A 26,356-nucleotide genomic window follows, 5' to 3' on the forward strand; every position below is an offset into this window, starting at 1 on the left:
GTCGCCGACCCCCGGCCGGCTGTCATGACGCCCGTTAGGGGGTCGGCCGGTCGTAGGAAGCCTGTGACCGGTAGATGCCGATCTCCTCCGGCCGGACTAGGCCGTCCTCGATCGCCCGGGCGAGCAGCGCCGCCTTGGTGGCGGCCGGTCGCCCCGCTCGGGTGTACTTGATGCGCGCCCGGTCGACGTACTGCTTCACGGTGTGCTCGCTGATCCGCATCCGACGGGCCACTGACGCCTTCGACATCGACTGGAACCACAGCAGCAGCGCCTCGCGCTCCTTGTCGGACAGGGCGGGCCGGTCAGGGCGGGGGTCACCCACGATCGCCCCGGCGAGCGCCGGCGGCACGTACGGGCGGTCGCTGGCGGCGGCCAGCACGGTGGCCACGCAGTGCTCCCGCCCCTCGTGCTTGGCCAGGAACGCGACCGCCCCGGCGTCCAGGGCGGCGAGCATCGTCTGCGGGTCGGTGTGCTCCGAGTAGACCACCACCCGCCGGCCGGCCGCGCTCAGCTCGGCGAGCTTGTCCAGGGCCATCCGCCCGTGCAGCCGCAGGTCGAGCAGGATCACGTCGGCGTCGGGCGCGGCCCGCAGCACGGCGTCGGGGTCGTCACCGGTCGCCAGGACCCGCAGCCGGGGCTCGGCGGCCAGCCAGACGCGTACGCCCTCGATGACGACCGGGTGGTCGTCCACGATCGCCACGCCCACCGACCGGCCACCGGTCAACCCCGCCACCGGGTCTGCGCCCATCTGATCTCCCCGTCCCGCTCGTAGAGGTACTCCACCCGCCCGTCGTCGCCCGGCGGTCCGGCGGTGTCGGGGCCGGCCCGGTCGGGCGTGACCAGGCCGACCACCACCTCGTCGGGACCGGCGACCACGGTCAGCCGGGCCCAGCCCCGGGCGTCGGCCAGGAGCGCGGTGAGCGGGTCGGCCAGCCGGCGACGCACCTGCACCGGCAGCGGCGGCGGGTCGCCGATCGTGACCAGGTCGATCGGCAGCCCGTTTCGCTCCGCCAGGTCGGCCGCGGCCCGCAGCTCGTGCAGCAGCGGGTCGGGCACGTCGTCGGACTCGGCGATGAGCCGGCGCAGCCGGGCGGCGGCCAGCACGGCCCGCCGCTGCACGTCCGGGTCGGCCGGGTCGGCCCGGCCGTCGGCCAGCTCCGCGAGCACCTCCTCGGCGGCGCCGCCGGCCAGCGTGAAGCGGGCGCGCCGCTCCCGCCGGGCCCGTTCGGCGGCGTCCCGCTCGGCCTCCGCCGCGTGGGCGGCGGCCGCCGCGCCGGCCCGCTGCCGGGCCAGCCTCGCGATCGCCGTACCGCCCACGAAGACCGCCACCTGGAGCGTCGACGTGGCGTAGACGGACATGGCGTACCGGGCCAGGTCGGCGGGGGCGGTCGCGCCGTGGCCGAGTACCCCGGCCAGCGCGATCAGCGCGTGTACGCCCAGCGCCGCGATCAGCCCGTAGACCCGCCGCCCCCACAGCACCATGACGAAGAACCAGCCGAGGGTGCCCCACACCCAGTTCGCGGCGGTGAAGAGCTGCCGTTCACCGGCCGCCGCGACGACCACCGCGTCGACCACCAGCAGCAGCGCGACCAACGGCCAGGCCAGCAGGCGCGCGCGGCGCAGCAGCCGGAGGCCGGTCAGCACCCCGACCGCCGCCATGAGCAGCCAGCCGGCGAGGACCACCGCCGGCGCGGCCAGCTCCGCCCACGCGCCCAGCACCGCGGGCAGCGCGATCGCCGTGTGCCAGGCCAGCGCGATGACCACCGCCACGACCCGGGCGCCACCGTCGGAGGCGGCGGCCACCGCCGCCGCCGGGTCCACCGGGGACCGGCCCTCGTCCGGCGTACGCGCCGTCGGCACCGCCGTCGCCGGAGCGGTCGTCGTCTCAGTCGACATCGGACCACTCCAACCGGATCCGGGTACCGGCGCCGGGGCGCGAGTCGATCTCGGCGCGCCCGCCGACGGAGGACATCCGGCCGCGTACCGACTCACGCAGCCCGTACCGGTGCGCGGGAACGGCCGCCGGGTCGAAGCCCGGACCGTCGTCGGCGAGCTCGACCACGACGGTGTCGGCGACCCGGCTCAGCCGCAGCGCGGCGGACGCGCCCGGCGCGTGCCGGAGCACGTTGGACAGCGCCGCGTACGTGCTCTCCGCGAGCGCCTCCGCGACCGGGGCGGGCACGACGCACGGCGCCAGCTCGGTGGTGACCGGCAGCTCGGGCAGCCGGGCGCGCACCGCCCGCAGCCGCCCGTCCAGCGGCACCGGCCCCTCGTCGGGCGCGGACCGCGCGTCGGCCAGCGCGGTGAGGGTACGCAGGTCGGCGGCGCACCGTTCGCGCAGCGCGGCGGACGGGCCGGCGACCGCGCCCAGCCCGACCATCGTCAGGGTGGCCAGCACCGTGTCGTGCAGATCCCGGTTCTGCCGCCGCTCCGCGTCCCGCGCGGTCCGGGCGACCAGCGACTCCCGGGTGAGCCGCTGGTGCGCCACGAAGGCGTCGTCGGCCCGACCGATCCGCCGCCGCATGATGGCGGTGATCAGCGCGCCGCAGGCCGTCTGCACCAGCAGCGTCACCGCGTGCGCGGCGGCCTCGTCGGGCTGGCCGGCGGCGTGCGCGCCGGTCGCGTACGCCGCCGTCACCAGCAGCCCCGCCGGAACCGACCACCCGATGGGGGCGTTGGCCTGCGCGTTGAGGACCGTGGTGCTGGCCAGCACCGCGATCCAGCTCACCTCGCCGGGCAGCACCTCCGGGGTGACCAGCACCGGCATCGCCAGGCAGGCGGCGGCGGTCAGCGCCACGTCGCCGAGCACCATCGGGCGGCCGATGCCGTGGCGCAGCGCGCGGAACGCGTACCAGACCGACCAGGCGGTCAGGGCCGCGACGGCCGGAACCAGCAGCGCCGGCTCGACCGGCGGGGTACGCACCGACAGGGCGACCACCGCGCCGACCAGGCCGCAGGCCAGGCGCAGCAGCGCCGGCAGGCGGGTGAAGATGAGAGTGAACGCGCCACCGGCCGGGGTGTCCAGCGTGGTCGGCGACGTGGTCGGTGCGGCGACGGCCGGCATCGGGAAAGAGGGTCCTTCTGCGACAACGACCCGATCCGGGCCAAAACGGGGGATCGACGCCGGAGAATAGCACGAGCATCCGCCCGCGATCACCCTCGGTGCGTGCCGTGTCGCCGGTCGGTCAGCCCCTCCCGGTGCGGATTTCGCACCACCGACAGGACGGTGACCTGCCCGCACCGCCCCCGCGGGCACCCGGTCAGTTGATCGGCAGCACCTTCGTGCCGCCGCCCGCGATCGAGCGGGTCAGCTTCTTTCCGCTGGACCAGTACCAGCAGCGCACCCCCCGGTCGCCGCGCGCCCACGCCTGCTCCGACGGGAACCGGTACGTGCTGCCCGTGCGGTAGCGGAGCATGCCGTCGACCGGCACCTTCGCGTAGCGGGCGATGACCGGCCGGCACTTCGCGTGGACGGCGTCCTCGTCCTTCGTCGCGTCGTCGTAGGACACGTCGGGCGCGGTCCAGACGCCCACGTACTCGAAGCGGTGGAACTTCGTGCACGGGACCGCCAGCAGGTTGGACCAGTCGTCCTCCTCGGCGCAGCCGTACCGCAGCGGGGTGGCCGCCTTCAGCACGCCACGGAGGCTGCCCGCCCGGTTGACCGGCCGGTCGTTGTCGCCGTTGGCGCCGCTCACCGGGTCGAGTTCGAACAGGTCGCACCGGTACCACCGGCTGCCGCCCGTCCAGCCCGCCGGCGACGTGGGCGCCACCTGCACCGACAGCCGGGCGTCGCGCCACTCGCCGCCGACGTACTCCTTGGCCTTGGCGTCGCACTCGGCGAACGCGGACCGCATCGCCGCCGACCCGACGCGGGGCGGGACCGGGCGGGCGGCCAGGTCGCCGGTGAACGTGCCGATGTGGAACGTCTCGACGAGGTGCGCCTTCGCGCAGTCCACCGGCTGGTGGCTGGTGAGGTAGGCGGTCGGCTCGGCGACGACGTGGCACTCGCCGGCCTGCGGCGTGAACTGGCGGGCCTCGGCCACCGGCCGCCAGTCGTCGGTCAGGTCCCCGTCCGTGCCGGCCGGCGTGCCGCACCCGCTCACCGCCGCCGCGACCAGCGCGGCCGAAGCCGTGACGCCCAGCCAGCGTCGCATGTGTTCCTCCCCGTGCCCCGTCACAACCGGCGCAGCATATGGCACCCGGGGCCGGACCGGATGCCCGCGGGGCGTACCGCCGAGGTCAGCCGAGCCGCAGGTGCAGGTCGCGCAGCAACGCGATCTCGGCGAGGTGGTGGATGGCCTCCCGGTTTATGTGCAGCACGAGCGTCGCCAGCGACCGGTCCGCGTAGGGTCCCTCCGCCGGACCGCACGGCCGGGCCAGGCCCTCGCGGCCCAGGCCGCGAACCCCGGCCATCCACCGGTCGTACGCCTCGTCGAGCTGCGCCAGCGCCGTGTCGGCGGTGCCGGCGTACGCGAAGGAGCCGTAGTCCACCGGGGGACCACCGAAGTGGGCGGCGACGCGTGCGCCGAACACCCCCACGACGAGGTGCCCGATCCGCCAGGCGATCGTGGTGACGGGCGCGGGATCGGGCTGCGGCATCGCGAACTCGATCAGATGATCGCCCTGCCCGACCGCCATCGGGGCGGTGCTGCGCCCGCGCGGCCGTACGCCCCAGGTGTCGGGGACGGGCTCCCAGTGGTATTCGGCGTCGGTCATCCCGTCGAGGCGCGGGCGGGCCTGCCGCTGCCAGTGCCAGTCGAGCTGTTCGAGCAGCTCACCGTTCCAGTCGAGCTCCATGCCCCGACGCTACGCCCCACCACCGACGAGCCGCCGACTTTGGACGGTGGTGCTACCTTCGCGCCGTCGCCGTTCTCACCGCCGTCGGGAGCCCACCGTGACGAAAAGGTACGTCGGCCTGCTCACTGTCGTCGCCGTGACGGCGTGCCTCGCCGTGGTCGGCACCCTCGGCGGCTGGTACCTGGCCGACCGCGGCGGATCCGGGCGGGCCGACCCGACGCCGTCCGCGCGGGTCGCCGTCACCACCGGCGCCGTCGGCGGCCCGTCGACGGGATCCCCGGGTTCTCCAGCTGCCGGCGCGTCGCCGGGCTCCCCGGCTGCGGGTCGGACGTACCAGCTCGACCAGTTGGTTTACAGCCAGTCGGGCCTGACGGTCACGCTGGTCAGCGCGCAGACCACCGGCGGCAAGCTGCGGCTGAACCTGACGTACCGCAACGGCTCGCCGGTGCCGTGGCCGGTGAGCTGCCCGACCGCCGAGGTCGACCGGACGTCCTCGGAGATCGTCCTGGCGGACGGCCGTACGGTGCGTCCCGACTCCACCTGGTGCACCACCACGCGGCCCGACGAGTCCTTCGCCATCGCGCCGGGGGAGCGGGTGGAGAGCTGGGGCGTGTTCCCGGTGGTGCCGGAGAGCGGCTCGTCCTTCGAGCTGACCTGGTACGACTTCCCGACCCTCGACGTCCGGCTCCGCTGACGGCCTCCTACAGCACCACCGGGAGAGGCTCGACCCAGCAGCTCGCGACGTGGGGCTCGACCAGTCGCCTCGCCTCCTCGGCGTCCGCCTCGGTGAGGAAGACGCCCAGGTTGTCCCGGCGTCGGCGGCCGTCCTGCTCGGTCACCGCCGTGAGCAGGTGCACGCTGCGGTACCGCTCCCGTCGTACGCCCTCCGGCAGGCCCGTGAGGAACGCCTCCGCCACCTCCTGTGGCGAGGCCATGTCGAGCTCACCGCCGACTCCCAGGAGCGGCTTGACCGGCCACATCGGCAGGTACGGGCTGAACGTGTTGAAGAGCGAGGGTCGCAGGTCCGACAGTTCGCCCTCGCACCACCCCACGTTGACCGTGACCACGTAGCCCGTCGCCCCCTCGCCCTCCAGCACGAGCACCCGGGAGTTCCCGGAGCGGTGTTCGTCGTCCGAGAGGCCGCCGCGGATCCGCGCGGCCTCCTCCTCGGTTGCGCATCGGATCAGCAGACCGCGGTACGCCGCCTCGATCCGTACCGCGTCGACCGGGTTGAACAGGACCTCGACCGTCGTCGGCAGGCGGCCGCCACCACCGGGCGACTGGTCCGCCCGCAGCAGCAACTGCCCGTAGGTAGCCGAGTACGACCACAGCACGAACAGCCGGTCGCTGCGGAAGAGCTCGGCGCCTGGGCGGAAGTCCTCATCACGGGTGAGCCAGACCTTCGACGTCATCCGGTCACCTTCGGGCGCGGCGACGGCAGCCGTCAAGATCAGAAGTGTCCGGGCCCTTGCTCTCCGGCCTCACCGTGCGGAACCGGCCGATGGTGCGGGGCCGTCGGTCCGCGCCGTCGCCGAGCCGGCAGCGGCGCGGACCGACAGCCCGCTCGTCCACGGTGGCGGTCAGCCCGGCAGGGCCACCTGTGCCGGGGTCGACCGTTGGGTGGTCGTGCCGTCGCCGAGCTGCCCGAACGAGTTGTCGCCCCAGCACCACAGGCTGCCATCGGTGCGCATCGCGCAGGCGTGGTACGACGCGGCGAGGCTGTTCGCCCAGGTCGTGGCGCTACCGACCCGGGTCGGGGTCGACCGGTGGGTGGTGGTGCCGTCGCCGAGCTGCCCGGACGCGTTGTTGCCCCAGCACCACAGACTGCCGTCGGTGCGCGTCGCGCACGACGAGTCGATGCCCGTCTCGACCCTCGCCCAGGTGGTGGCCGTGCCGACCTGCAGTGGGGTGGTCTGGAAGCCGACGCCCCCACCCACCTGGCCGTACCCGTTCTCGCCCCAGCACCACAGCGTCCCGTCGGCGCGAACCGCGCAGGTGTGCACGTACCCGGCCGTCACGCCGGTCCACGTGGTCGCGGTGCCCACCTGCGTCGGTGTCGCCCGGTAGTCCCGGATGCCGAGACCGAGCTGCCCGTCCGAACTGCTGCCCCAGCACCACAGGGTCCCGTCGGCGCGGGTGGCGCAGGTGTGCGCGTACCCGGTCGTGACGCTCGCCCAGGTGGTCGCCGTGCCGACCTGCACCGGGGCGGTCGCCAGATAGGGGGTCACGCCGGTGCCGAGCTGCCCGTGGCGGTTCGAGCCCCAGCACCACAGGGTGCCGGTGGTCTGGACCGCACAGGTGTGGTTGGCGGCGGTGCTGACGCTGGCCCAGGAGGTGCCGTCGCCGATCCGTACGGGGCTGGTCCGCTTCGTGGTCGTGCCGTCGCCGAGCTGCCCGTTGTGGTTGCTGCCCCAGCACCACAGCGTTCCGTCCGCGCGTACCCCGCAGGTGGTGCTCATGCTGGCGTCGATACGCGCCCAGGTGGCGGCGTCGCCGATCCGGACCGGAGCGGTCCGTTGCGTGGTGGTGCCGTCGCCGAGCTGGCCGTAGAAGTTGTTGCCCCAGCACCAGAGCGCGTCATCCGCGCGGATCGCACAGGTGTGCAGATCGCCTGCGGCGACCCGGGACACCGGCCCGGCGGCGAGCGATGCGTTCGGCGTGCCCCGGTCGGCAGAGCCGGCGCTCGCCGTGGCCGCACCCGCCGTGAGCCCGATGGCGAGCACGGTGATCCCCACAGAGGCCGCTGCCGCGGCGGCAGTTCGGGCTGCCCGCCGCCATCGCGTCCGTAGCCGCCCCTCCCGATGTTCGTTCATGGTCTGTCCTCCTCGACATCGTCGTTTCGTACGGTGGAGGCGGCGCTGCCCCGACAGGTCGCCCAGCGACCCGTCACTTCACATCGATGAAACGCTACATTGACGTACGTCAGTTCTGCTGAGGTCTCTGCCGATCGACCACTCCTTGGACGCCCGGCGCCCGGTGGGGCAGTGGCGGAGGGCGTCGAGCGGGTGCCGGAGCCGGTCGAGCGGATCGTCGGTCCCCTGGCTGACAGGCGCTGGGTCCGCGGCGTCGAGTCCTCACGCCGACTCGGGCGGCACCGGTGGGTGATCGAGCGGCCCTTCGCCTGGTTCACCGGCGACCGCCGCTGGTAAGAAGTAGCAGGTCAAGCCTGCTGTGTGAGAGTGCGCCCGGCAGGATTCGAACCTGCGGCCTTGGGATTAGAAGAAGATCGCGGATGGCTGGTCGGGTGGCTGCGCACCTGGTCAGCCCGTCCGTCGTTGTCGGGTGGCGTCGGCGTCAGTCGGTGGTCTTGGCTGTACGGATGGCTGTACAGCCAGAGTCGTTGCAAGCGTCTGCCAGTCTCGATGGCTATGGAAGCGACCGCCATCCTCGCCGGCCTCGGTCTCGTCACCACCATGGCCGCTCCACTGCTGGCATCCTGGTTTACGCACCGTCGAGGGCGTGAAGCGCGGTTGCGTGACCTACGCATCCAGCTCTTCATCGACGTTGGAGAGTATCTGGAGGAGTCGTCACGTCGACTGGAGGCGGTGACAGAGTTCTACCCAACGTCCGGATCGTCAGGGCCAAAGAACTTGGTGCACCCGACACTCCTGACTGCAAGGGTGGATCTATTGGCGTCTGGATCGGTACGCGAGGCTTGGCGAGACTTCGTGAAGACTGAGGACCATCTCTCCTGGGAGTGGCAAGAGAATCCCGACGTCAACTCGGAGGGCCACCCTTACATACCGGATTCGAGACCTGTGGTCGCCACGTCGCGGGAATCGGTGGAGGCGCTGAGGAAGGCACTACGCGACGCCATGAAGAACCCGGACAAGCGCTGAGGCTCTTTCATGCAGATGCCTGCGGAACGTCTGTCCGGTGCTGCCTTACTCCGTAGCGCCACGAGATCGGTGCCGACATCATGGGCCCTATGAGCGATCTGTACGTCGTGCGGTTCGGTGATGAGCCGGAGAGTGGCCCCCCGCCTGAGGACGATGAGGACGGCACCGATGTCAAGACCACCTTTGCGCACTTCGGCCTGACCTACTACCGAGCCTGCGTGCTGGAACACCAGGTGGTCAACATGCTGGCCTTCTCACGGCTTCTGGAAGCTGAGGCCGAAGCGAGGAGGCTCCTCAACGATCCTTGGGATGAGCACTTCAAGGAGACCTTGGGGCGGCTGGTTCGTCGCTTCACACAGCAGGCGCAGGGCAACCCGCAGCTTGTAGACGACCTGGCTGAGGCAGTGCGGTTGCGGAACCACCTCGCCCATGCCTTCTGGAGGGAACGCGCAGAGGACTTCTGTTCCGACGCGGGGCGAGCTGACATGATCGCCTTCCTCAAAGAGGCCCGGGATCTCTTCATCTCGGTTGATGAACGACTCACCGAGCTGGCGGAAGCGCAGCGGAGGCGTGCGGGCATCACCCAGGAGCTAATGGAGCAGCACTACCAGACGATGCTGGCGCGAGCTGAGGCAAGGGACCAAAGCTGAGCGGGCAGCCGCCCTGACGGAACGGTGGTCGCCACTCTGCCCCCATCCCCCGGATAGGTGCCAAGGACTGCGTCGCCTGGTCGGGGTCAAGGGTGGCCGTAGGCCATCGGCGTGCCGACGCATAGCGCCCTTGACGCCGGGCAGGTGGCGTAGAGAATCGGGCATCCGGGGGATGGGTCACGCCCTGGTCCTCGTCGTCATCGAACCGCGGGCGGTACCCGAGAGACTTCGGAGGCAAGCAGCTCCGCTGCGCGGCAGCCGATCGCCCCAACCTCGACGGGCGTAACCCCGACGGCGATCGTCCCGCCTTAGCCCTTCATGCCCTTGCTGGTTCCGTCAGCGTGGCCGGCCGGCCCGGCCGATGCCGGCCGAAGGTCGCCAGCAGGCCGGGGCCGGGCCGGCGCGGCCCGCTTGCGGGCCGCCTTGATCTAATAGAGCGCAATTCGGCAGTGTTGTGAGGCGTCGCTGTGTCCCGTCGCCGTGCAGCGTTATCGGCGGTTGAACTCGATGACTGCTAGGGCCTTGTCGTCGTGGCGTTTGCTTCGCGGCCATTGGTTGCCGTTCGGGTCTTCGGCTTCGGTGTCGTGGACCAGGTCGACGAGTAGGGCGGGGTCAGCTAGTGCCATGTCGACGGCGGTTCTCCATTCGGCAGGCTGCCCGTAGCGGTCCACGCCCGCTGAAACGCCGTCGGTCATCATCAGGATGGCAGTCAGGTCCTGGATGTCCCAGCGGTCCCGCATGGCGTGGGCGGCTGCTTCGGGTGTGGCCTCGGCAATCCAGTAGCCACCTGGCTGGTTGCGCTGGGTGCGTTCGGCGTTGGTGAGGTTGCGCCACTGGTCGGCGTCATCGAATCCGAAGCCTGGGCCTGCTCGGTTCAGTTGTTGGCGCTGGTAACGGGCGACTTGCCGTAGCCGGTCGTCGCGTACCTGGCGTAGTTCACCGTCGTGAGTTAGCGCGATGACGGGGCTGTCGCCGAGTACCAGGATGTCGATGCTGTCGCTGTCCCACCGAGCGATGCTGACGGTGGTCGACGGGGCGGCGCCCGCTCGTAGGTCATGGCGCTTCATTACCGACGTGATGGCGTCCGTCAGAAGCTGGTCTAGGTCGTCGCCGGATTGGTGGAGTCGTTCAGCAATTTCACGGCCCAGGGTGTCGGCCAGCCAACCGCCGTCGCGGTCGCTTGCGTCTGGTTGTGATGCGCCGTCGAGCACAACGGCGGCGTTGTCGGTGGTGAAAATGCGGTCTTCGCTGGGGCGGTCGGGGCCGCGTCGTTGTGCAGTTCGGATGGTGGCTAGTCGTGGACTCTTGGGGCGCACAGTGGTTCGCTCCTTGTCACCGTTTCGCCGTCGTGGTCGCTGGCGACGACCATCGAGAACGGGCGCGTACCGACTTGGGCGTAAAGGTCTGGGAGGTTGCGCGCGAGGTAGTCGACCGCGCCGACGGAGCCCAGTGCGTGAACCCCGGCGATCACGACGAACGTTGGTCCGTTGCCTGGCAGCGAGAGCCGCGCGACGTAGGCCACGTCAGACCATCGCTGCGTGGTCTTGTCGTCCATGGGTGACTCGTACACCCGGCTGCCGTCACGCTCACGGATAGTCCACTTCCCCGACTGATCAGGCTCGAACATGAGATAGGGATCGGTACTGATGGCCTCAGCGGTCACCGGTGAGGACTTGGGGCCGCAGATGGCGGCAGCATCGTTCCGTGGCTGCCACCGGCCGTCCGGTGGGATCCGGAACTGCTCAACGTGAAAGGACAGGTCGGTCAACAGCTTGGAAAGTCGCTCGGCGGCGCGGGTGTCCTCGGATGAGATGACAGGAAGGGCGCGGCCGGGCAGCTGCCGCAGTGGCACCGCGACGGTTACCGGTCCGACGCCGAAGAAGGCTCGCTCTGCCGGCGGTGCGGTTTGGCGGATCTGGGTGATGCGGCCCCGCGTGAGGCCCAGCTCGGCCGCGATCCTGCTGTAGGAGATGCCTCGCTCTGCGGCCGCGCGGTTGATCGCCTCCTTGCGGAGCCTCGCGAGTTCAACGGACCGCTGTTGATACAGGGCGATCAGCTCGCTGGCGAGCTTCGCCTGACGCAACGGGTCGGGCTCGCTGCGCACGTGTTCGAACTGGTCAACGGGCTCGCTCACTCCCGCAGTTTAGAGCCCCTTGACAGTCGCGGCGCGGATGCTAATCTGCTTACACCCCCTAAACACATCGAACGGATCTCGTCGAAGGTAGGTGTTTAGGGGGGATAAGCAGCGCCGCCGGCGATGTGGCGGCAGAGACGAGAGGCAAGGGCATGGTCCCGAACACGATCAAGGTTCCGGTTCCGTTCGAGTACGTCTTCCCGCACGGGGCGCTGTGCCTGGGTGTGGAGCCGGTGACGGACTTCGACAAGCGCGGCCAGGGCGACGACCAGGCGCGGGACAAGGACACGGGCGAGCGCCTGTGGGTGGTCAAGGTCCTCGACTTGGACCCGGAGGCCGGGAAGTTCGGTGGGTCGAAGGAAGTGAAGGTGAAGATCGCGGCTGCGGTGCAGCCGGTGCCGCCGGCGTCGAAGATCCCGGGTTATCCGCCGGCGGTGGAGTTCGCCGACGTGACGTTGACGCCGTACGTGGACAGCCAGCGCTGCAAGGGCAACGCGCACAAGTGCCGGGCGCGTCAGGCGTGGTCGATCCGGGCCAGCGCGGTGACCGAGCCCGCCGCGGTGAAGCAGGCGGCCTGACCAGTTGTGGATGCGCGGGGCGGGCCTCTTCCGCCAAGTCGATTCCCGCCCCGCGCTTTCACCCGAACCCCTTGGAGGTGGGTAGGTGTTCAACGTATCCGATGGCGTCCCCGCTGGCGGTGAGCCGGTGGCGGTCACGTTCGCGGCGGTGTTCGTGGCGTTGTTCGTGGCTCATCAGGTCGGTGACCACTGGATTCAGACGCAGCATCAGGCATCGCACAAGGGTGATGCCGGATGGTCGGGTCGGTGGGCGTGCGTCAAGCATGTGCTGACGTACTGCGCTACGGCGATGGTTTCCCTGGCTGGTCTGGCTGCGGTGACGGGCTGGTGCCCTGATGGGGTGCCGGCGGTGGTGGGCATGGCTGTCTCCGGTGTGTCGCACTTCGTCATTGACCGGCGGTGGCCTTTGCGGTGGCTCGCGGATCGGCTGGGCAAGTGCCCGGACTGGTTGGAGCGTGGTGGAGGGCTGTACGCGCTGGACCAGTCGGCGCACATCGGGTTTCTGTTCATCGCGGCGCTGGTGATGGCGTCATGACCAGTCTCGATACTCACCCGCTGATGCGGATGATGCGCGCGTTGGACCTGCCCGCTACGGAGTATGTGGTGTTCGGGTCGGGTCCGCTGCTGGCTCACGGGTTGCGCAGGGACATCGGGGACCTGGACGTGGTCGCCCGGGGTCGTGCCTGGGACGTCCTGTCGGCCGCTGCCCGGCCGGTCGTGCCGCCCTCTGGTCGTGGCCAGATGGTGCGGCTTCAGATCGAGGCCGTCACGCAGTGGCTACCCGGATTCGACACCGACGCGCTGATCAGCTCCGCCGAGCACCACGCTGGAATTCCGTTCGCTCCGCTGGCGCAGGTGCGCCGGTCGAAGCAACTCACCGGCCGTCCGAAGGACCGCCGGGACCTCGCCCTCATCGACAGCCTGTCGCACACCTTCTGAACATCGCCGCCCTCGCCGGAGCACTTCGGTCTGACAGGGCGAGCGGACACCGTTTTCCGTAACGCGCGGGTGGCCTCTTCCGCCACGTCGATTCCCACCCGCGCTCTACCTCACATCTCCCCTTGGAAGGAGTGGACTGTGTCCACCGCATCGAACGCTGCTCGCATCGTCGGGAACCCGCGCCCCGCCCCGAACCGCAAGACCCATCGCCGCACCGTGATGCGCCTCGCCGGCCCCGGTATCCGGGCCGCCCGCGAGGTCTACACCACCATTCCCGCCGACGCCGTCCGCGTCGCCGCCCTGGTGGAGATCGCCGCCGCCGCTGCCGCCCTCGCCCGGACGGTGGTAAAGCTGCGGCACCTCGACCCGGACCTGATCGCCTCGCACGTCTCCGACCGGGTCGACCTGCGGGCGGTGTTGGGTCGGGGCCGGTGGCTGCCGACCATGACGCGTCACGTCCCCGCCCCGGACTCCGGCCCGGTCGACCTGGCCGCGCTGATGCCGGCTCGCCCGGTTGCGCGTCGTCGGGTGGTGCGTCGCCGTCCGGGTCAGCCGGGGCAGGGCTCCCTGTTCACCGCCGCGAAGGTGGAGGGCTGAGCGGTGCCGCTGGTCAACGTGATCCGGGGTGACCGGATCGAGGAAGCCCCCCTGAACCTGCGAACCCCGATCATCCGTATCCCGCTGTGGCTGGCCATCTCCTGGTGGGGCGCGAAAGCGGTCGGCCGGATGGCGGTGTTGGCGGGCCGATACTGGTACGTCACCGCCCCGACCGCCGGCCTCACCTGGCTCTACCTGCGCTACGGCTGGGCCGGTCCCGCTGTGACCGTGGGCGGGATCGGGTCGGCTGCCGCCGGCTGGTGGTACGGACACCGCCCGTCGTTCCTGCGGTTCGGCTGGTACCCGACCCTGGCCCGCTTCCGGCGGTGGTCGTACCGGCGCAACTGGCACGCCGCGATGGTCACCGCCCGCTTGGCGGTCGCCTTCGACTCCCACACCGTCCTGCCCGTCCTGCGCCGGGTCCGCTGCGGTGCGGGGGTGGATGTGGTGACGGTGCGGATGGTCACCGGCCAGATCCCCGACGACTTCGCGAAGGTCGCCGAACGCCTCGCCCACACGTTCGGTGTCCGGCAGGTCAAGGCCGTCCCCGGCACGCGGCCGGATGTGGTGCTGCTGCACCTGTACCGCGGCGACCCCCTCGCCAAGCTCGTCCGTCCGCTGCCGGTGCCGGCAGTACCGGAGTTCACCGCCCTGCCGGTGGGTCGGCAGGAAGACGGCGAGGTGTATCCGCTGCGCCTTTTCGGCACTCAGGTGCTGGTCGTGGGTGCGACGGGTGCGGGGAAGGGCTCGGTCATCTGGTCCATCGTCCGCTCGCTCGCCGCCGGGGTCACCTCAGGTCTGGTGCAGGTCTGGGGCCTCGACCCGAAGGGCGGCATGGAACTCGGCATCGGTGCGCCGATGTTCGCCCGCTTCGCCTGCAAGGACTACGCGGCCATGTGCGAGCTGATCGAGGAAGCCGCGTCGGTGGCGCGCGAGCGGGCGGGGAAGCTGCGGGGTCGGACCCGCCAGCACACCCCCACCGTCGATGAGCCGCTGATCGTCCTCGTCATTGACGAGCTGGCGAACCTCACCGCGTACCTGACCGACCGGCAGCTCAAGGACCGCATCAAGGCCGCTCTCTCGATCCTGCTGTCCCAAGGTCGGGCGGTGGGTGTGCATGTGGTGGCGGCGATTCAGGACCCCCGCAAGGAAGTGCTCCCGTTCCGGGACCTGTTCCCGACCCGTATCGGTCTGCGTCTGACCGAGCCGGCTCAGGTCGACCTGGTCCTTGGTGAAGGGATGCGCGACCGGGGCGCGTTGTGTGACCGCATCCCCAAGTCCCTGCCCGGCGTCGGATTCGTGGTCCTCGACGGGGACCCGACCCCGATGCGGGTCCGGTTCTCCTACCTCAGCGATGACGAGATCCGCGACATGGCCCACACGTACGGGCGGCTGCGCGTGATCGACGGCGAGATTCTGGACGGTGCCGCATGAGCGCTAACCCTGGACCGGGCACGGTGACCGAGCAGTTCGCCGCCGAGTACGCCCGCAACGCCGTGCCGACCATGCTCAAGGCCATTGGCTCGATCAAGCGCTACAACCGGTTCGTTCTGCTCGGTGCGCTGCTGACCAGCTACCTGCACCAAGCCCACTACCTGTGGACCCAGAACGCCGGCTACTTCGCCTACCTCGTGCCGCTGATCTTCGACGCGGCCATGGTGTCGATGCTGACCGTCGTCCGCACCTCCGGCATCGCGAAAGATGCCAAACGCGGCGCGATGGTCGTCTTCGCCGCCGCCGCACTGCTGTCGGCCACCATCAACTTCGCGTCCCCGGGCAGCCTCGGCCTACGGCTGGTCTTCGCCCTGGTCGTCGTCCTCGTCATCGGCGTCGAACTCGTCGCCGGCCGCATCCGACCCGACTTCGCCGCCATCGAAGCCGAAGCCGCCGCCCTTCTCGCCGCCGCCAACGACCTAGCCACCAAGAACCAACCCCCCACCATCGAGCAGCCCAACCCCGCCCAGGCAACCGAACAGGTCACCACCGCGCCCGCCCCGCCGGTCGAGCCGCCGACCCCAACGGTTGACGAACCGGCCCCGATCGTTCCGGCCCCGATCGACCCGAACCCTGCCCCTGTCCTTGAACCCGTGCCGGCGCGCACGGTTCCGCTTGCCCCGGTACCGCCGGCCGCGTTCGTCCGCCGCAACGGCACCCCTGTCATCGGGGAGGTGACCCGTTGACCACCACCCCGACGCTGCCCGGCCTCACCCCCACCCCCGATGCCTCGGCGGGTCCGAGGCCGGGCTCTCGGGCCGCCCGCATGCTCATGCCCCGCTCCGTCGACGTCGTGGCCGATCTCGCCGCCGACTACGGCGTCTGCACCCGACCCGTGTCCCTGCGCCGCACTGACCTCGACAGCGGACAGACCGAAGTCGTGGACATGCCGTGCGGCGCCACCCAGGAAGCCAAGTGCCCCGCCTGCGCGAAACGAGCTCGCCGGCTGCGGCAGCAGCAGATCCGGGAGGGCTGGCACCGTAGCGACGAACCCGACCCCGGACCCGAACCCGCCACCGACGCCCAACGCGGCCTGATCGTCGTCCGCGCTCACCTGGAGTTCGCCCGCGACGAGGCCGCTCGCGCCTCGCAGTGGGACCAGGTCGCCGACCTGGACGAAGCAATCAGCGAACTGGAAGGCCAGATCACCACCGAAGGGCTCCGCGGTCGACCCGCACCCCCACACCACAGCGACGACCAGGAGGACGGCGACGGCAAGCGGCGGGTGCGCTCCACCAAGCGGCGGCAGGACGCCCCCGACCTTCCCCGCCTCCCCGTGGAGAACCGGACCGTAGGCCGCACGTACGAGGGTCGGGCCGGCATGGTGTTCCGGCCGTCGATGTTCCTAACCCTCACGCTCGGCTCCTACGGCCGCGTCCACTCCGACGGCACCCCGGTCAACCCGGACGCCTACGACTACCGGCGGGCCGCTTGGGATGCCGTGCACTTCCCTCGGCTGCTTGATCGGTTCTGGCAGAACCTTCGCCGCGCGGTCGGCTGGAACGTCCAATACGCCGGTGCCGTCGAACCGCAGCGCCGGCTGGCCCCGCACGCGCACTTCGCCATCCGGGGCACCATTCCCCGGGCGCTGGTGCGGCAGGTCGCCGCCGCCACCTACCACCAGGTGTGGTGGCCCCCCGTCGACGTGCGCGTCTACGAACCGGGCAACGCGCCGCAGTGGAACCCGGACGCGGGCGGCTACACCGACCCGGACAGCGGGGAACTGCTGCCGTCGTGGGATGACGCCCTGGACCTCCTCGACGCCGACCCCGACGCCGAACCCGTACACGTCGTGCGGTTCGGCGTGCAGGTCGACGCCAAGGGCGTCCTCGCCGGCACCAAGGACGCCGACCGGTGCGTCGGCTACATCACCAAGTACCTGACCAAGCAGGCCGCCGACTGCCACCAGGTGACCACCGGCCGGCAGCGGGCACACCTCGAACGACTCTGGCAAGAACTGCGGCACACGCCCTGTTCCGAGCGGTGCGCCAACTGGCTGCTCTACGGCATCCAGCCGAAGAAGGCGCGGCCCGGGTTGAAGCCGGGTAACTGCAAGAACAAGGTGCACAAGCGGGACACCCTCGGCATCGGCGGCCGGCGTGTCCTGATCTCCCGGCAGTGGTCGGGAAAGACCCTCTCCGACCACCGCGCCGACCGGAAGGACTGGGTCAAGGCCCTGCTCGGCGTCACCACCGACGCCACCACCGCCCCGCCCGGCGGGGAACAACGCCACGCCTGGGAACTCGCCCGGCCAACCGACCCGGACGTCGCGCCGCTGGGCCACCGCGTCCTGCGCGCGATCTCCGAGCGGATCCAATGGCGCGCCCAGCTCGACGCCGCAAGACGCGCCGCCGACCCGCCCAGTGCTTCGGCAGTACCTCACTTCATTCGCTAGAGCAGGAAGGGGCCAGAGCATGAGCGAGAAGAAGAGCGTCCGGCCGGCTGAGGCTGCAGCCCTGCTCGGCGTCTGTCGGGACACCGTCTACGTCCTGATGCGCTCGGGTCGGCTGCGGTCGGTGAAGCTCGGGCGGGCTCGCCTGATTCCGGTCGCCGCGATCGAGGAGCTTCTTTCGGCAACCGAGGAGTTCGCGGCATGAGCGGCAAGCGGCGTCGGTCCCACGGGGAGGGATCGGTCTTCAAGTATCGGGACGGCTTCGCGGCTGTGCTCGAAGTGGGCTGGGGTGAGGGCAAGCGGTCTCGCAAGTGGGTCTACGGCAAGACGGAGCGGGAGGTGCTCGGCAAGTTGGCCGACCTTCGCCGCCGCCAGGAGCAGGGGCAGAACCTCGCTGCTGCGCCCCGCACCGTGGGGGAGTGGCTGGACGAGTGGCTGCGGATGAAGGAGCGCGACGGAACCCGACCGTCAACTTTGCAGGGCTATCGGAAGCTCATCGAGAACCATGTCCGTCCGGCCCTTGGCCGGCTGGCGCTCGACAAGCTGACTCCGACCGTCATCCGCCGGCTGTTGGCTGAGAAGACAGACTCCGGTCTCTCGGCAACGACGGTCCGCCACATCCACGGCTTGATCCGGAATTCGCTCGGTGACGCGGAGCGGGAGGAGCTGGTGCACCGCAACGCCGCGAAGTCGGTCCGTCCGCCCGCGATGCGTCAGGTCGAGCGGCGCGCCCTGGGCGTGGATGAGGCCAAGCGCCTGCTCGATGTACTGAAGGGTCACCGACTAGAAGCGCTGTACGTCTGTGCCCTAACGGTCGGGCTCCGTCGCGGGGAACTGCTCGGGCTTGCCTGGTCGGACATCGACTTCGACGCCGGCACCCTGACCGTTCGGCAAACCGTTCAGCGTGCCGATGGCCGGTTGCAACTCGTGGCACCCAAGACGGAGCGGTCCCGGCGGACGGTTCCGGTGCCGGCGCAGACCGTCGCCCTCTTCCGCGCGCATCGCCGGCAGCAAGCCGCGGATCGGTTGGCGGTGGGGGAGCGGTGGCAGGATCACGGCCTGGTCTTCCCGTCCAAGGTCGGTACGCCGATGGACCCGGACCACATCGACCGGACGTGGCACAAGATCCGGGCGGCGGCAGGCCTCGACTGGCTGCGTCTGCACGACCTGCGGCACGCCTGCGCGACGTTCCTGCTCGTCTCCGGTGCCTCGCCCCGAACCGTGATGAAGGTGCTCGGGCACAGCCAGATCGGGCTGACGATGAACACCTACGCTCATGTCCTGCCGGAGATCGAGCGGGCAGCCGTGGACGAGGCCGCGAAGCACCTCTTCGGCTGACTTGGCTGTACGAATGGCTGTACGGGGGCCGTGGTGATCGTCCCGACCGGGAGCGGGAAGCCGCTGACTTGCTGCGATGGTGGTGCGCCCGGCAGGATTCGAACCTGCGGCCTTGGGATTAGAAGTCCCCTGCTCTATCCGCTGAGCTACGGGCGCGCGCGTGCGTGTCGCGCGAGAAGGGTACCGCCGCCCACCGGGTGACCGGTGGAACGGGTGGTCGCGTTCCACGTCGCGGACCAGGGTCGCACGCGGTCCCGGCGTCGGTCACGCGGGTTCCGCCGTCCGCGCGGCCCGTGGTGCGTCGGCCCGTACCCTCGGCTGGTGCTGCTTGACCCGGAGACCGAGAACGACGTCGCCTACGAGCTGTGCCAGCTCCTCGGCCGCGCGATCCTACCCATCCGCCGGACCGACGCCGGGCCGGCGGACGACCGGGGCGAGGGCACCGCGTTCCTCTACACCGGGCAGGGGCGGGAACACCTGCTGACCGCCGACGCGCTCACCCGCGCCGGGGCGGGGGAGATCGGGCTGCGGGCGAGCGTGACCGAGCCGGCCGGGGTGGCTGCCCACGCCGTGGCCCTGCCCGACCTCGCCGACCGGTGGCGGCACCACGGGGATCTCGGCGTCGCCGTCCTGCCCACCGTCGCGTTGCACGAGCACGCGGCCGGGGAGGGCTGGCGGTGGCGTACCCAACAGGTGCCGGACGCGATCGCGGCCGATCGGGACGCGATCGCCCGGATCGGCGCGGAGCCTGGATCGGCGGTCGTGCTGGCCCACGGCGTCGGCGCGGGGGGCGCCCGGCCGCTGGAGGTGGCGATCGAGCGGGTGGCGCGCGTGGGTGGCGTCGTGCGGCTCATGGCGGAGCTGCCGGCCGGCTACCTGGGCGCGCCGGTGTTCGGCGTGCAGGCCGGCGGCGACGGCGAGGTGGGGCTGCGGTGCCTGGGCCTGGTGCTGCCGGCGCGCGACGGCGGCCACCCGCTGGCCACCTTCGACCGCATCCGGGCGGCCGTCGACGCGTCGTGAGGCCGGTGGACCGTCGGCGAGGGCGTGATCGGCGGGCGGGCGGCGCTCAGCCGCCCTGCGCGGGGGCGTCCGCCGGGTCGGCCTCGTCCGCCGGCTGCCGGCTCGCCGGTGGGCGCTCCCCGGCGCGGGCCGTCGGCCCAGCGTCGAAGAACGCGTCGGCCCAGCGTCCGACCTCCTGGAAGACCTTTTCCCGTACGGCGGTGCCGGAGAGCGTGAGGTCGTGCATCCCGCCGTCGAAGCGCGCCACGGTGACGTGCCGGCCGAGGCGGGGAGCCCAGCGGACCATGTGCTCGACGTCCAGGACGGCGTCGGCGAGCGCGGCCGACTCGTGCCACTTCTTTCCCCGGAACGAGCGGGTCGAGCAGGCGAGCAGCACCGGCACCTGGATGTCCAGGCCGGCGCGGAGCTGCCGCTGGGCGCTGCGGATGGCGTTCAGCCAGCCGGCCCGCACGGGGAATCCGGCGAGCGGCTTCCAGGTCAGGTCGTAGTTCCACTCGCCGTGGTGCTCGGCGTGGATGCTCTCGCTGTAGACCGTGCCCAGCCCGAACGGCAGCACCCGGCGCGGTGCCCGACGGCCCAGCCGGCTAACGGCGGCGGCGAGCGGTCGGCGTACCAGCCAGGGGGCGTTGATGTCGAAGAAGGGGCTGTTCAGGAAGAGCCCGTCGATGATCCCGGCGTCGCGGCGGGCGTGCGCCCACAGCGGCAGGATCAGCCCACCGGTGGAGTGGCCCATCGCGAGCAGCGTGTCGTGACCGTCGTCCTCACGGATGATCCGCGCGGCGGCGTCCAGCTCGGGGAAGTAGTCGCTGAGGTCGCGACAGAAGTTCGCCGTCTGGTGGGGCCGCAGGCTGCGTCCGTACTTGCGCAGGTCGAGGGCGTAGAAGTCCCATCCGCGCTCGGCGAAGAAGTCACCGAGGTGGCCCTGGAAGAAGTAGTCGGTGAAGCCGTGCACGTAGAGCACGGCCCGCCCCGTCGGGCGGTCGGCCCGGCGACGGACCAGGGTGGCGACCACCGGTCCCTCGTCGTCGGTGCCCAGGTCGATCGTCTGCCGCTCGTACGGCGGGCCCAGCACGTCCGGTTCCACGACCGCGACGGTACGCCGGGAAGCTACCGGGCGGTAGCCCCGGGTGCCGTCCGGCCCCGCCCGCCCGCACCCGGCGGACGGGGCCTCAGGCGTACGTCTCAGACGGTCTCGGCCTCGGCGCGGGCCGGGTCGGTGTCGGGCTCGGCCTCGACGACCGGCGGGGGTACGTCGCGCAGGTGCTTGTTGTGCCGCGGCTCCTGCTTGGTCTTCGCGTCGTTGAGCCGCCGCCGCAGGTCGTCCCGGACGTCGTTCAGCGCGGCGTGCAGGTCCTCCTCGCCGGAGGTGGTGACGATCTTCTGGCGGCCGGCGATCCAGCACTCCAGGGTGACCTTCTGACCCTTGGCCTCCCGATCCTTGACCGACACCTCCAGCTCGGTGGCGTCGGCGTGGAACCCGGCCAGCCGCGAGTCGAGCGTGGCGAACTGCTCCGCGATCCAGTTCCGGTCGCCCTGGGAGAACCCCGCGCCGACCCGCAGGCATTCCGCCACGGTGGCCGGGTTCGCGACGGCGCTCATCGCCGCACCTCGCCCGAGACGGTGGCGGCTGCGGTGCTGGTCATCTTCATGATCGCTGACCTCTCGTTCGTCGTGCTGTCGGCGGTGCGGTTGATCGGCTCCATACCCCGTCACGCTCCGTCCGGAACGTGACGCCTCACCCCGGGCGCGGCGCCCGGCTGCGCTCCCGCCGGACGGCGGGGCCTGGTGCTGCGGCCGTCGCCGGCGGGGCGGCTCGCCTCCAGATCATCGGACCGATCGCGCGGGCTCCCCAGGGCCGACCGGCTCTAGCACACCGGGACCTTGATCAGGTTCTTGTCCACAGGCGGTCCCGTTGTCCACAGGTCGACGCGCGGTGCTGGCGCGTCCCCGCGTCGAGGGCCCAGGCTCGGCACCGAGTCGACTCGCCATGGCAAGCCCGATCTCCCCCTGGAGGGACGATGTTCGACACCTACGTCACGATCGTGGGCAACGTGTTGACCGCGCCGGAATGGCGTCGCACCACCCAGAGCAACACCCTGGTGGCCAACTTCAAGGTCGCCTCGACCGCCCGCCGCCTCGACCGCGACAGCGGGCGCTGGGTCGACGGCAACAGCCTGCGCGTCCGGGTCAACTGCTGGCGCAAGCTCGCCGAGGGGGTGGCCGCCTCCGTGATGGTCGGCGACCCGGTGGTGGTCTGCGGCCGGCTCTACACCCGCGACTGGACCGACGACGCCGGCAACCACCGCTCGCTCTACGAGCTGGAGGCCGTCGCCGTCGGTCACGACCTGTCCCGGGGCCGCAGCCGGTTCCAGCGCAACCGGCCGACGATGACGACCAGCACCGTCGAGGACGCCGAGGCAGAGCACCGGGTGCACGGCGAGGCGACCGAGCCGGTGCCGGACGAGGAGGCCCCCGTCCTGCCCGACCGCCGGCCGCTCGACGACGACTTCGACCCCGACTTCGGCGCGTTCGCCGGTCACGGCCGGCCGGCCGGCGCCACCGGCGACGGCCCCCTCGACCCCTTCGACGACCCGGCGGACGACCCCCACGGCGGGGAGCCCGACGGGCCGGCGCCGGAGGCCGACGGCCCGGCGCCGGTGACCGACCCGCCGGAGGACGCCCCGGATACCCGGAGTGGTCTAAGCGACGTGGCCCTGGGGGAGTCGGGCCCGTCGTCCGAGGAGGCCGAGGCGGGCGTCTCCCCGACCGGCCGTGGCCGCCGGGGCCGGGGGCGGGTGCCGCAGCCCGTGTGACCGCCCGCGCCCGGGTGGCACGACGGGGGCGGGGTGGCGCCGGCGATGCCGTCGTCACCCCGCGTGTCCCCCGGGCGCTCCGGTGAGTCGCGGTGCTGTCGCGGCGGGCGGTCTTCTGGGTGCTGGCCGATCGCGGCCGGGTCATGCGTGATCGTTCGCGCGGCAGCCGGGCGTCCACCGTCGTTCCGCCCGGGGCGACGTCAAACGATCACGGGCGTCGCGCTCGACGCGCGCCCTTCCGCTGGACCCTCGCCCGACCAGCCCCGAGCGGGCAGGCGGTCGACCGGACCGTCGGGGAGGCGGAGTGTCCGGTGGGGTCCGGGCGATCGGGGACGACGACCGCCGGGGCACGGGTGGTCGGGTGTTCGGCCGGGGACGGGGTGGGCGCTCGGCTAGGCTGGCCGGCCGGAGGTGGTGGCGGGTGCGACAGGCGACGCCGGTGGCGACCGCGGCGGGACTGGTCGCGGGGTACGCCCTCGACGCGCTCCTGGGCGACCCCCGTCGGTACCACCCCGTGGCCGGCTTCGGCCGCACCGCCGGGGCCCTGGAACGGCGGATGTACCGTCCGGACCGGCTGGCCGGAACGGCGTTCACCGCGCTGGCCGTCGGCGCGCCGGTGCTGCTCGGGGTGGCCGCGACGGTCGCCACCCGCCGCCGGCCGGTGGCCCGGGCCGCGCTGGTCGCCGCCGGCACCTGGACCGTGCTCGGCGGGCGTACGCTGCGGCACGAGGCCACCGTCATGGGCCGTGCGCTGCGCGCGGGCGACCTCCCGGCCGCCCGGCAGCGGCTCGGCCACCTCTGCGGCCGGGACCCGTCCGCGCTCGACGAGCCCGAGCTGGCCCGCGCCACCGTCGAGTCGCTCGCCGAGAACACCTCGGACGCGGTCGTCGCCCCGCTGCTGTGGGGCGCCGTCGCGGGGCTGCCCGGCCTGCTCGGCTACCGCGCTGCGAACACGCTCGACGCGATGGTGGGTCACCGCTCGCCTCGGTACGCCCGGTTCGGCACCCCCGCCGCCCGCCTCGACGACCTGCTCAACCTGGTGCCCGCACGGCTGACGGGCCTGCTCACCATCGCGGTCGCGCCCACCGCGCACGGCGACCGGGACCGCGCGCTGCACGTGTGGCGTCGGGACCGCAACGACCATCCCAGCCCGAACGCCGGGCAGTGCGAGGCGGCGATGGCCGGCGCCCTCGGCGTACGGCTGGGCGGGCGCAACGTCTACTTCGGCCGCTCCGAGGTGCGCCCGTTCCTCGGCGACGGGCCCCGGCCCGAGGCGCGGCACCTCAAGCGGGCCGCCCGGATCTCCGGCGCCGTCGGGCTTGCCGCGCTCGGGCTGGCCGCCGCCTACCCGCTCACGCTCGGGCGGCTGACGGGCGCCCTCGGCCGCCGAGCCCTGCACCCCAACGTCTTCGGCCGCGGCGTTTCCGGCCGCGTCCCCGGGCGGGCCGTCGTTGCGGGCCGCGTCGTCGCCGGCCGCACCATCCTCGGGCGGGGCGGGGGCGGCGCGGGCGCGGCCGGGCTCGGGAGCCACCGGTGAGCGGCGGCCTGCTGGTCGCCGGCACCACCTCCGACGCGGGCAAGAGCGTGCTCACCGCCGGCATCTGCCGCTGGCTGCACCGCCGGGGCGTGAAGGTGGCGCCGTTCAAGGCGCAGAACATGTCCAACAACTCGGCCGTCGTCGTCGGCCCGGACGGCCGGGGCGGCGAGATCGGGCGGGCCCAGGCGATGCAGGCCGCCGCCTGCGGCCTCGCCCCCGACCTGCGGTTCAACCCGGTGCTGCTCAAGCCCGGCAGCGATCTGGCCAGTCAGGTCGTGCTGCTCGGCGAGGCGGTCGACACGGTCACCGCCGGCAACTTCCGCGAGCTGCGGCCCCGGCTCGCCGAGACGGCGTACGCGGCGCTCGCCGAGTTGCGGGCCGCGTACGACGTGGTGATCTGCGAGGGGGCCGGCAGCCCGGCGGAGATCAACCTGCGGGCCGGCGACTACGTCAACATGGGCCTGGCCCGGCACGCCAACCTGCCCACGATCGTGGTCGGCGACATCGACCGGGGCGGGGTCTTCGCCTCGATGTTCGGCACCCTCGCACTGCTGGACCCGGCCGACCAGGCGCTGATCGCCGGCTTCGTGATCAACAAGTTCCGGGGCGACCTCGGACTCCTCCAGCCGGGGCTGGACATGCTGCGCCAGGTCACCGGTCGCCCCACGTACGGGGTGCTGCCCTGGGCGCTCGACCTCTGGCTCGACGCGGAGGACTCGCTCGCGTACGGCCGCGTGCTCGGCCGACCGGCCGCCCCGCGCGGCACCGACTGGCTGGACGTGGCCGTGGTCCGGCTGCCCCGGATCAGCAACGCCACCGACGTCGAGGCGCTCGCCACCGAGCCGGGCGTACGGGTCCGGTTGACCGTCGAGCCCGCCGAACTGGCCGCCGCCGACCTGGTCGTACTGCCCGGCTCGAAGTCGACCGTGGCCGACCTGGCCTGGCTGCGGCAGACCGGGCTGGCCGACGCCGTACTGGCGCACGTGGCGGCGGGCAGGCCGCTGCTCGGCATCTGCGGCGGCTTCCAGATGCTGGCCCGGGCGATCCACGACCCCGTGGAGAGCCGGCAGGGGAGCGTACCGGGGCTGGGCCTGCTGCCGATCGAGATCACCTTCGACCCGCGCAAGACCGTCCGCCAGTCGACCGGCACCGCCGGCGGCGACGTCCCCGTGCGGGGCTACGAGATCCACCACGGGTACGTGTCCCACGCCGACCCGGCGCTGACCCCGCTGCTGACCTGCGCGGACGGCAGCGGCGAGGGGGCTGTGCTGGGCGCCGTGCACGGCACCCACTGGCACGGCGCCTTCGAGTCCGACGGGTTCCGCCGCCGCTTCCTGACCGAGGTGGCCCGACTAGCCGGTCGGACCGGCTTCACGGTGGCCCCCGACACGACCTTCGCCGCCGTCCGCGAGCGTTCCCTGGACCTGCTCGGCGACCTGGTGGAGGAGCACCTCGACACCGACGCCCTCTGGCACCTCGTCGAGTCCGGCCCGCCCGCCACCCTCCCCTTCATCCCACCCGGAGCCCCAGGAACCCCCTGACCCACCCCGCCCTGCCGTCCACCGGCACCCCGCGCTCTCGCACCCCCGGCACCCCCGGTGCGCCCCGTATGCCGCATGCCGCGTCTCGGAATGATCAAGAGGTTTGCGTCCTGTGGAAACCCGGATCAGGGCGCAAACCTCTTGATCATTGGCTGCGGGCTGCGGGCTGCGGGCTGCGAGGTGCGGGCTGCGCGGGTGCGGGGCGAGAGGGCGGGACGGTGGGCTCAGGGGCGGATGTCGGCGGGGCGGTCGGACATGGGCAGTCCCGCCTCGCGCCACGCCTGTACGCCGCCGATCATGTCGGTCGCGCGGTGCAGCCCGAGCGCCCGCAGGCTCGCCACGGCGAGGCTGGAGCTGTAGCCCTGGCGGCACACCACCACGATGCGCTGGTCGTACCCGGTGGCCTCGGGGATCCGCCAGGCGCTGGCCGGATCGAGCCGCCATTCCAGCACCGTCCGGTCGATCACGATGGCGCCGGGGAGGTCGCCCTGCTCCCGCCGCTGCGCGTCGGTGCGGGTGTCGACCAGCAACGCGCCGGTACGGACCGCCTCGACGGTCTGGTGCGGGGTCAGCCGGCGTACCCCGGCGCGGGCCTGTTCCAGGAGGGCGTCGACGCCCGGACTCATCACGCTGTGGGACACCAGCAGATCATCCCGCTCCGTTCCGGGCTCCGCCCGACGAACGCCC

28 protein-coding genes, 1 tRNA gene and 1 pseudogene are annotated in these 26,356 nt (G+C 72.1%); 17 read left to right on the plus strand and 13 right to left on the minus strand.

From position 1 onward, the window contains the following. Window positions 1-34: 34 nt before the first annotated feature. From GA0070610_RS03820 to GA0070610_RS03840, 5 genes are all read right to left on the minus strand, one after another. Window positions 35-748 carry a response regulator gene (locus GA0070610_RS03820; RefSeq protein WP_088998748.1) on the minus strand — a complete coding sequence of 238 codons (714 nt, stop codon included), beginning with the start codon at window positions 746-748 and terminating at the stop codon, window positions 35-37. After that, window positions 721-1,896, minus strand: a complete 1,176-nt coding sequence (locus tag GA0070610_RS03825; protein ID WP_088998749.1) for a hypothetical protein — start codon at window positions 1,894-1,896, stop codon at window positions 721-723. Before GA0070610_RS03825 ends, GA0070610_RS03820 begins: the two co-directional genes overlap by 28 nt. Further along, complete coding sequence (locus tag GA0070610_RS03830; RefSeq protein ID WP_088998750.1) at window positions 1,886-3,064, minus strand: sensor histidine kinase; 1,179 nt, start codon at window positions 3,062-3,064, stop codon at window positions 1,886-1,888. Before GA0070610_RS03830 ends, GA0070610_RS03825 begins: the two co-directional genes overlap by 11 nt. Window positions 3,065-3,260: 196 nt before the next feature. Then, complete coding sequence (locus GA0070610_RS03835; protein ID WP_088998751.1) at window positions 3,261-4,154, minus strand: septum formation family protein; 894 nt, start codon at window positions 4,152-4,154, stop codon at window positions 3,261-3,263. 85 nt (window positions 4,155-4,239) lie between these two features. Beyond that, window positions 4,240-4,797 carry a DinB family protein gene (locus GA0070610_RS03840; protein ID WP_088998752.1) on the minus strand — a complete coding sequence of 186 codons (558 nt, stop codon included), beginning with the start codon at window positions 4,795-4,797 and terminating at the stop codon, window positions 4,240-4,242. Between the two features lie 97 nt (window positions 4,798-4,894). Between GA0070610_RS03840 and GA0070610_RS03845 the strand changes: the two genes are divergently transcribed. Further along, window positions 4,895-5,491, plus strand: a complete 597-nt coding sequence (locus GA0070610_RS03845; protein ID WP_157747023.1) for a hypothetical protein — start codon at window positions 4,895-4,897, stop codon at window positions 5,489-5,491. A gap of 7 nt (window positions 5,492-5,498) precedes the next feature. Here the strand turns inward: GA0070610_RS03845 and GA0070610_RS03850 are convergent, their stop codons facing one another. After that, window positions 5,499-6,209 (minus strand): hypothetical protein, encoded by a 711-nt coding sequence (locus tag GA0070610_RS03850; protein ID WP_088998754.1) that lies wholly within the window; start codon window positions 6,207-6,209, stop codon window positions 5,499-5,501. Between the two features lie 168 nt (window positions 6,210-6,377). Next, the gene (locus tag GA0070610_RS03855) at window positions 6,378-7,520 is read right to left on the minus strand and encodes an RCC1 domain-containing protein (RefSeq protein WP_449288792.1); all 1,143 of its coding nucleotides are present in this window, start codon (window positions 7,518-7,520) and stop codon (window positions 6,378-6,380) included. A 336-nt stretch (window positions 7,521-7,856) separates the two neighbouring features. On the opposite strand from GA0070610_RS03855, the pseudogene GA0070610_RS31880 reads away from it, so the two are divergent. The 3 genes and pseudogenes from GA0070610_RS31880 to GA0070610_RS03860 all read left to right on the plus strand — a co-directional run. After that, window positions 7,857-7,940: pseudogene (locus tag GA0070610_RS31880) on the plus strand (IS5/IS1182 family transposase); the annotation flags it as partial. A 225-nt stretch (window positions 7,941-8,165) separates the two neighbouring features. After that, window positions 8,166-8,636, plus strand: coding sequence for a hypothetical protein (locus GA0070610_RS30305; RefSeq protein ID WP_157747024.1), 471 nt, complete (start codon window positions 8,166-8,168; stop codon window positions 8,634-8,636). An 89-nt stretch (window positions 8,637-8,725) separates the two neighbouring features. Beyond that, window positions 8,726-9,286 carry a hypothetical protein gene (locus GA0070610_RS03860; RefSeq protein WP_088998756.1) on the plus strand — a complete coding sequence of 187 codons (561 nt, stop codon included), beginning with the start codon at window positions 8,726-8,728 and terminating at the stop codon, window positions 9,284-9,286. A 488-nt stretch (window positions 9,287-9,774) separates the two neighbouring features. Here GA0070610_RS03860 and GA0070610_RS03865 read toward each other — a convergent pair whose 3' ends face one another. Then, window positions 9,775-10,602, minus strand: coding sequence for a protein phosphatase 2C domain-containing protein (locus GA0070610_RS03865; RefSeq protein WP_231925896.1), 828 nt, complete (start codon window positions 10,600-10,602; stop codon window positions 9,775-9,777). Then, complete coding sequence (locus GA0070610_RS31300) at window positions 10,578-11,420, minus strand: hypothetical protein (protein ID WP_088998757.1); 843 nt, start codon at window positions 11,418-11,420, stop codon at window positions 10,578-10,580. The genes GA0070610_RS03865 and GA0070610_RS31300 overlap by 25 nt, the downstream gene beginning before the upstream one ends. Before the next feature lie 152 nt (window positions 11,421-11,572). On the opposite strand from GA0070610_RS31300, the gene GA0070610_RS03875 reads away from it, so the two are divergent. The 9 genes from GA0070610_RS03875 to GA0070610_RS03915 all read left to right on the plus strand — a co-directional run bounded on the left by GA0070610_RS03875 (window position 11,573) and on the right by GA0070610_RS03915 (window position 18,758). Then, window positions 11,573-11,998, plus strand: a complete 426-nt coding sequence (locus GA0070610_RS03875; RefSeq protein WP_088998758.1) for a hypothetical protein — start codon at window positions 11,573-11,575, stop codon at window positions 11,996-11,998. Between the two features lie 85 nt (window positions 11,999-12,083). Further along, the gene (locus GA0070610_RS03880) at window positions 12,084-12,533 is read left to right on the plus strand and encodes a DUF3307 domain-containing protein (RefSeq protein ID WP_231925897.1); all 450 of its coding nucleotides are present in this window, start codon (window positions 12,084-12,086) and stop codon (window positions 12,531-12,533) included. Continuing rightward, window positions 12,530-12,937 carry a hypothetical protein gene (locus GA0070610_RS03885; protein ID WP_088998760.1) on the plus strand — a complete coding sequence of 136 codons (408 nt, stop codon included), beginning with the start codon at window positions 12,530-12,532 and terminating at the stop codon, window positions 12,935-12,937. The genes GA0070610_RS03880 and GA0070610_RS03885 overlap by 4 nt, the downstream gene beginning before the upstream one ends. 138 nt (window positions 12,938-13,075) lie before the next feature. Next, entirely contained in the window at window positions 13,076-13,534 is a 459-nt protein-coding gene (locus GA0070610_RS03890; RefSeq protein ID WP_157747025.1) for a hypothetical protein, read from the plus strand. A gap of 3 nt (window positions 13,535-13,537) precedes the next feature. Beyond that, window positions 13,538-14,968 carry an FtsK/SpoIIIE domain-containing protein gene (locus GA0070610_RS03895; RefSeq protein ID WP_088998762.1) on the plus strand — a complete coding sequence of 477 codons (1,431 nt, stop codon included), beginning with the start codon at window positions 13,538-13,540 and terminating at the stop codon, window positions 14,966-14,968. Further along, window positions 14,965-15,714 carry a DUF2637 domain-containing protein gene (locus tag GA0070610_RS03900; RefSeq protein ID WP_231925898.1) on the plus strand — a complete coding sequence of 250 codons (750 nt, stop codon included), beginning with the start codon at window positions 14,965-14,967 and terminating at the stop codon, window positions 15,712-15,714. The genes GA0070610_RS03895 and GA0070610_RS03900 overlap by 4 nt, the downstream gene beginning before the upstream one ends. Continuing rightward, the gene (locus GA0070610_RS03905) at window positions 15,711-17,423 is read left to right on the plus strand and encodes a replication initiator (protein ID WP_392567285.1); all 1,713 of its coding nucleotides are present in this window, start codon (window positions 15,711-15,713) and stop codon (window positions 17,421-17,423) included. Before GA0070610_RS03900 ends, GA0070610_RS03905 begins: the two co-directional genes overlap by 4 nt. A 19-nt stretch (window positions 17,424-17,442) precedes the next feature. After that, a complete protein-coding gene (locus GA0070610_RS03910) occupies window positions 17,443-17,625 on the plus strand; it encodes a helix-turn-helix domain-containing protein (RefSeq protein ID WP_088998763.1) in 183 nt (60 codons plus the stop codon). Continuing rightward, a complete protein-coding gene (locus tag GA0070610_RS03915) occupies window positions 17,622-18,758 on the plus strand; it encodes a tyrosine-type recombinase/integrase (protein WP_088998764.1) in 1,137 nt (378 codons plus the stop codon). The genes GA0070610_RS03910 and GA0070610_RS03915 overlap by 4 nt, the downstream gene beginning before the upstream one ends. Window positions 18,759-18,838: 80 nt before the next feature. On the opposite strand, the gene GA0070610_RS03920 is transcribed toward GA0070610_RS03915, so the two are convergent. Next, window positions 18,839-18,914 (minus strand) — tRNA-Arg (locus tag GA0070610_RS03920). 165 nt (window positions 18,915-19,079) lie between these two features. Here GA0070610_RS03920 and GA0070610_RS03925 point away from each other — a divergent pair. After that, window positions 19,080-19,778 (plus strand): hypothetical protein, encoded by a 699-nt coding sequence (locus GA0070610_RS03925; RefSeq protein ID WP_089003249.1) that lies wholly within the window; start codon window positions 19,080-19,082, stop codon window positions 19,776-19,778. A gap of 46 nt (window positions 19,779-19,824) precedes the next feature. Here GA0070610_RS03925 and GA0070610_RS03930 read toward each other — a convergent pair whose 3' ends face one another. Then, complete coding sequence (locus GA0070610_RS03930; protein WP_088998765.1) at window positions 19,825-20,862, minus strand: alpha/beta hydrolase; 1,038 nt, start codon at window positions 20,860-20,862, stop codon at window positions 19,825-19,827. Between the two features lie 98 nt (window positions 20,863-20,960). Continuing rightward, window positions 20,961-21,377: an HPF/RaiA family ribosome-associated protein gene (locus GA0070610_RS03935; RefSeq protein ID WP_088998766.1), complete on the minus strand. Its 417-nt coding sequence runs from the start codon at window positions 21,375-21,377 to the stop codon at window positions 20,961-20,963. A gap of 419 nt (window positions 21,378-21,796) precedes the next feature. On the opposite strand from GA0070610_RS03935, the gene ssb reads away from it, so the two are divergent. The 3 genes from ssb to GA0070610_RS03950 all read left to right on the plus strand — a co-directional run bounded on the left by ssb (window position 21,797) and on the right by GA0070610_RS03950 (window position 25,669). Continuing rightward, window positions 21,797-22,591: a single-stranded DNA-binding protein gene (gene ssb / locus GA0070610_RS03940; protein ID WP_088998767.1), complete on the plus strand. Its 795-nt coding sequence runs from the start codon at window positions 21,797-21,799 to the stop codon at window positions 22,589-22,591. A 421-nt stretch (window positions 22,592-23,012) separates the two neighbouring features. Then, a complete protein-coding gene (locus tag GA0070610_RS03945) occupies window positions 23,013-24,128 on the plus strand; it encodes a cobalamin biosynthesis protein (protein WP_088998768.1) in 1,116 nt (371 codons plus the stop codon). Continuing rightward, window positions 24,125-25,669: a cobyric acid synthase gene (locus GA0070610_RS03950; protein ID WP_088998769.1), complete on the plus strand. Its 1,545-nt coding sequence runs from the start codon at window positions 24,125-24,127 to the stop codon at window positions 25,667-25,669. The genes GA0070610_RS03945 and GA0070610_RS03950 overlap by 4 nt, the downstream gene beginning before the upstream one ends. 224 nt (window positions 25,670-25,893) lie before the next feature. Here GA0070610_RS03950 and GA0070610_RS03955 read toward each other — a convergent pair whose 3' ends face one another. Then, window positions 25,894-26,295, minus strand: coding sequence for a rhodanese-like domain-containing protein (locus GA0070610_RS03955; protein WP_089003250.1), 402 nt, complete (start codon window positions 26,293-26,295; stop codon window positions 25,894-25,896). Window positions 26,296-26,356 lie beyond the last annotated feature (61 nt).

The organism is Micromonospora echinofusca (assembly GCF_900091445.1).
GTDB lineage: Bacteria > Actinomycetota > Actinomycetes > Mycobacteriales > Micromonosporaceae > Micromonospora > Micromonospora echinofusca.

What these genes read in the sequence shown, in the direction of transcription:
- GA0070610_RS03955 (WP_089003250.1), bottom strand. Translation starts at nt 26,295, where the DNA reads ATGAGTCCGGGCGTCGACGCCCTCCTGGAACAGGCCCGCGCCGGGGTA.
- GA0070610_RS03900 (WP_231925898.1), top strand. Translation starts at nt 14,965, where the DNA reads ATGAGCGCTAACCCTGGACCGGGCACGGTGACCGAGCAGTTCGCCGCC.
- GA0070610_RS03825 (WP_088998749.1), bottom strand. Translation starts at nt 1,896, where the DNA reads ATGTCGACTGAGACGACGACCGCTCCGGCGACGGCGGTGCCGACGGCG.
- GA0070610_RS03885 (WP_088998760.1), top strand. Translation starts at nt 12,530, where the DNA reads ATGACCAGTCTCGATACTCACCCGCTGATGCGGATGATGCGCGCGTTG.
- GA0070610_RS03850 (WP_088998754.1), bottom strand. Translation starts at nt 6,209, where the DNA reads ATGACGTCGAAGGTCTGGCTCACCCGTGATGAGGACTTCCGCCCAGGC.
- GA0070610_RS03820 (WP_088998748.1), bottom strand. Translation starts at nt 748, where the DNA reads ATGGGCGCAGACCCGGTGGCGGGGTTGACCGGTGGCCGGTCGGTGGGC.
- GA0070610_RS03860 (WP_088998756.1), top strand. Translation starts at nt 8,726, where the DNA reads ATGAGCGATCTGTACGTCGTGCGGTTCGGTGATGAGCCGGAGAGTGGC.
- GA0070610_RS03915 (WP_088998764.1), top strand. Translation starts at nt 17,622, where the DNA reads ATGAGCGGCAAGCGGCGTCGGTCCCACGGGGAGGGATCGGTCTTCAAG.
- GA0070610_RS30305 (WP_157747024.1), top strand. Translation starts at nt 8,166, where the DNA reads ATGGAAGCGACCGCCATCCTCGCCGGCCTCGGTCTCGTCACCACCATG.
- GA0070610_RS03830 (WP_088998750.1), bottom strand. Translation starts at nt 3,064, where the DNA reads ATGCCGGCCGTCGCCGCACCGACCACGTCGCCGACCACGCTGGACACC.
- GA0070610_RS03875 (WP_088998758.1), top strand. Translation starts at nt 11,573, where the DNA reads ATGGTCCCGAACACGATCAAGGTTCCGGTTCCGTTCGAGTACGTCTTC.
- GA0070610_RS03835 (WP_088998751.1), bottom strand. Translation starts at nt 4,154, where the DNA reads ATGCGACGCTGGCTGGGCGTCACGGCTTCGGCCGCGCTGGTCGCGGCG.
- GA0070610_RS03910 (WP_088998763.1), top strand. Translation starts at nt 17,443, where the DNA reads ATGAGCGAGAAGAAGAGCGTCCGGCCGGCTGAGGCTGCAGCCCTGCTC.
- GA0070610_RS03935 (WP_088998766.1), bottom strand. Translation starts at nt 21,377, where the DNA reads ATGAGCGCCGTCGCGAACCCGGCCACCGTGGCGGAATGCCTGCGGGTC.
- ssb (WP_088998767.1), top strand. Translation starts at nt 21,797, where the DNA reads ATGTTCGACACCTACGTCACGATCGTGGGCAACGTGTTGACCGCGCCG.
- GA0070610_RS03840 (WP_088998752.1), bottom strand. Translation starts at nt 4,797, where the DNA reads ATGGAGCTCGACTGGAACGGTGAGCTGCTCGAACAGCTCGACTGGCAC.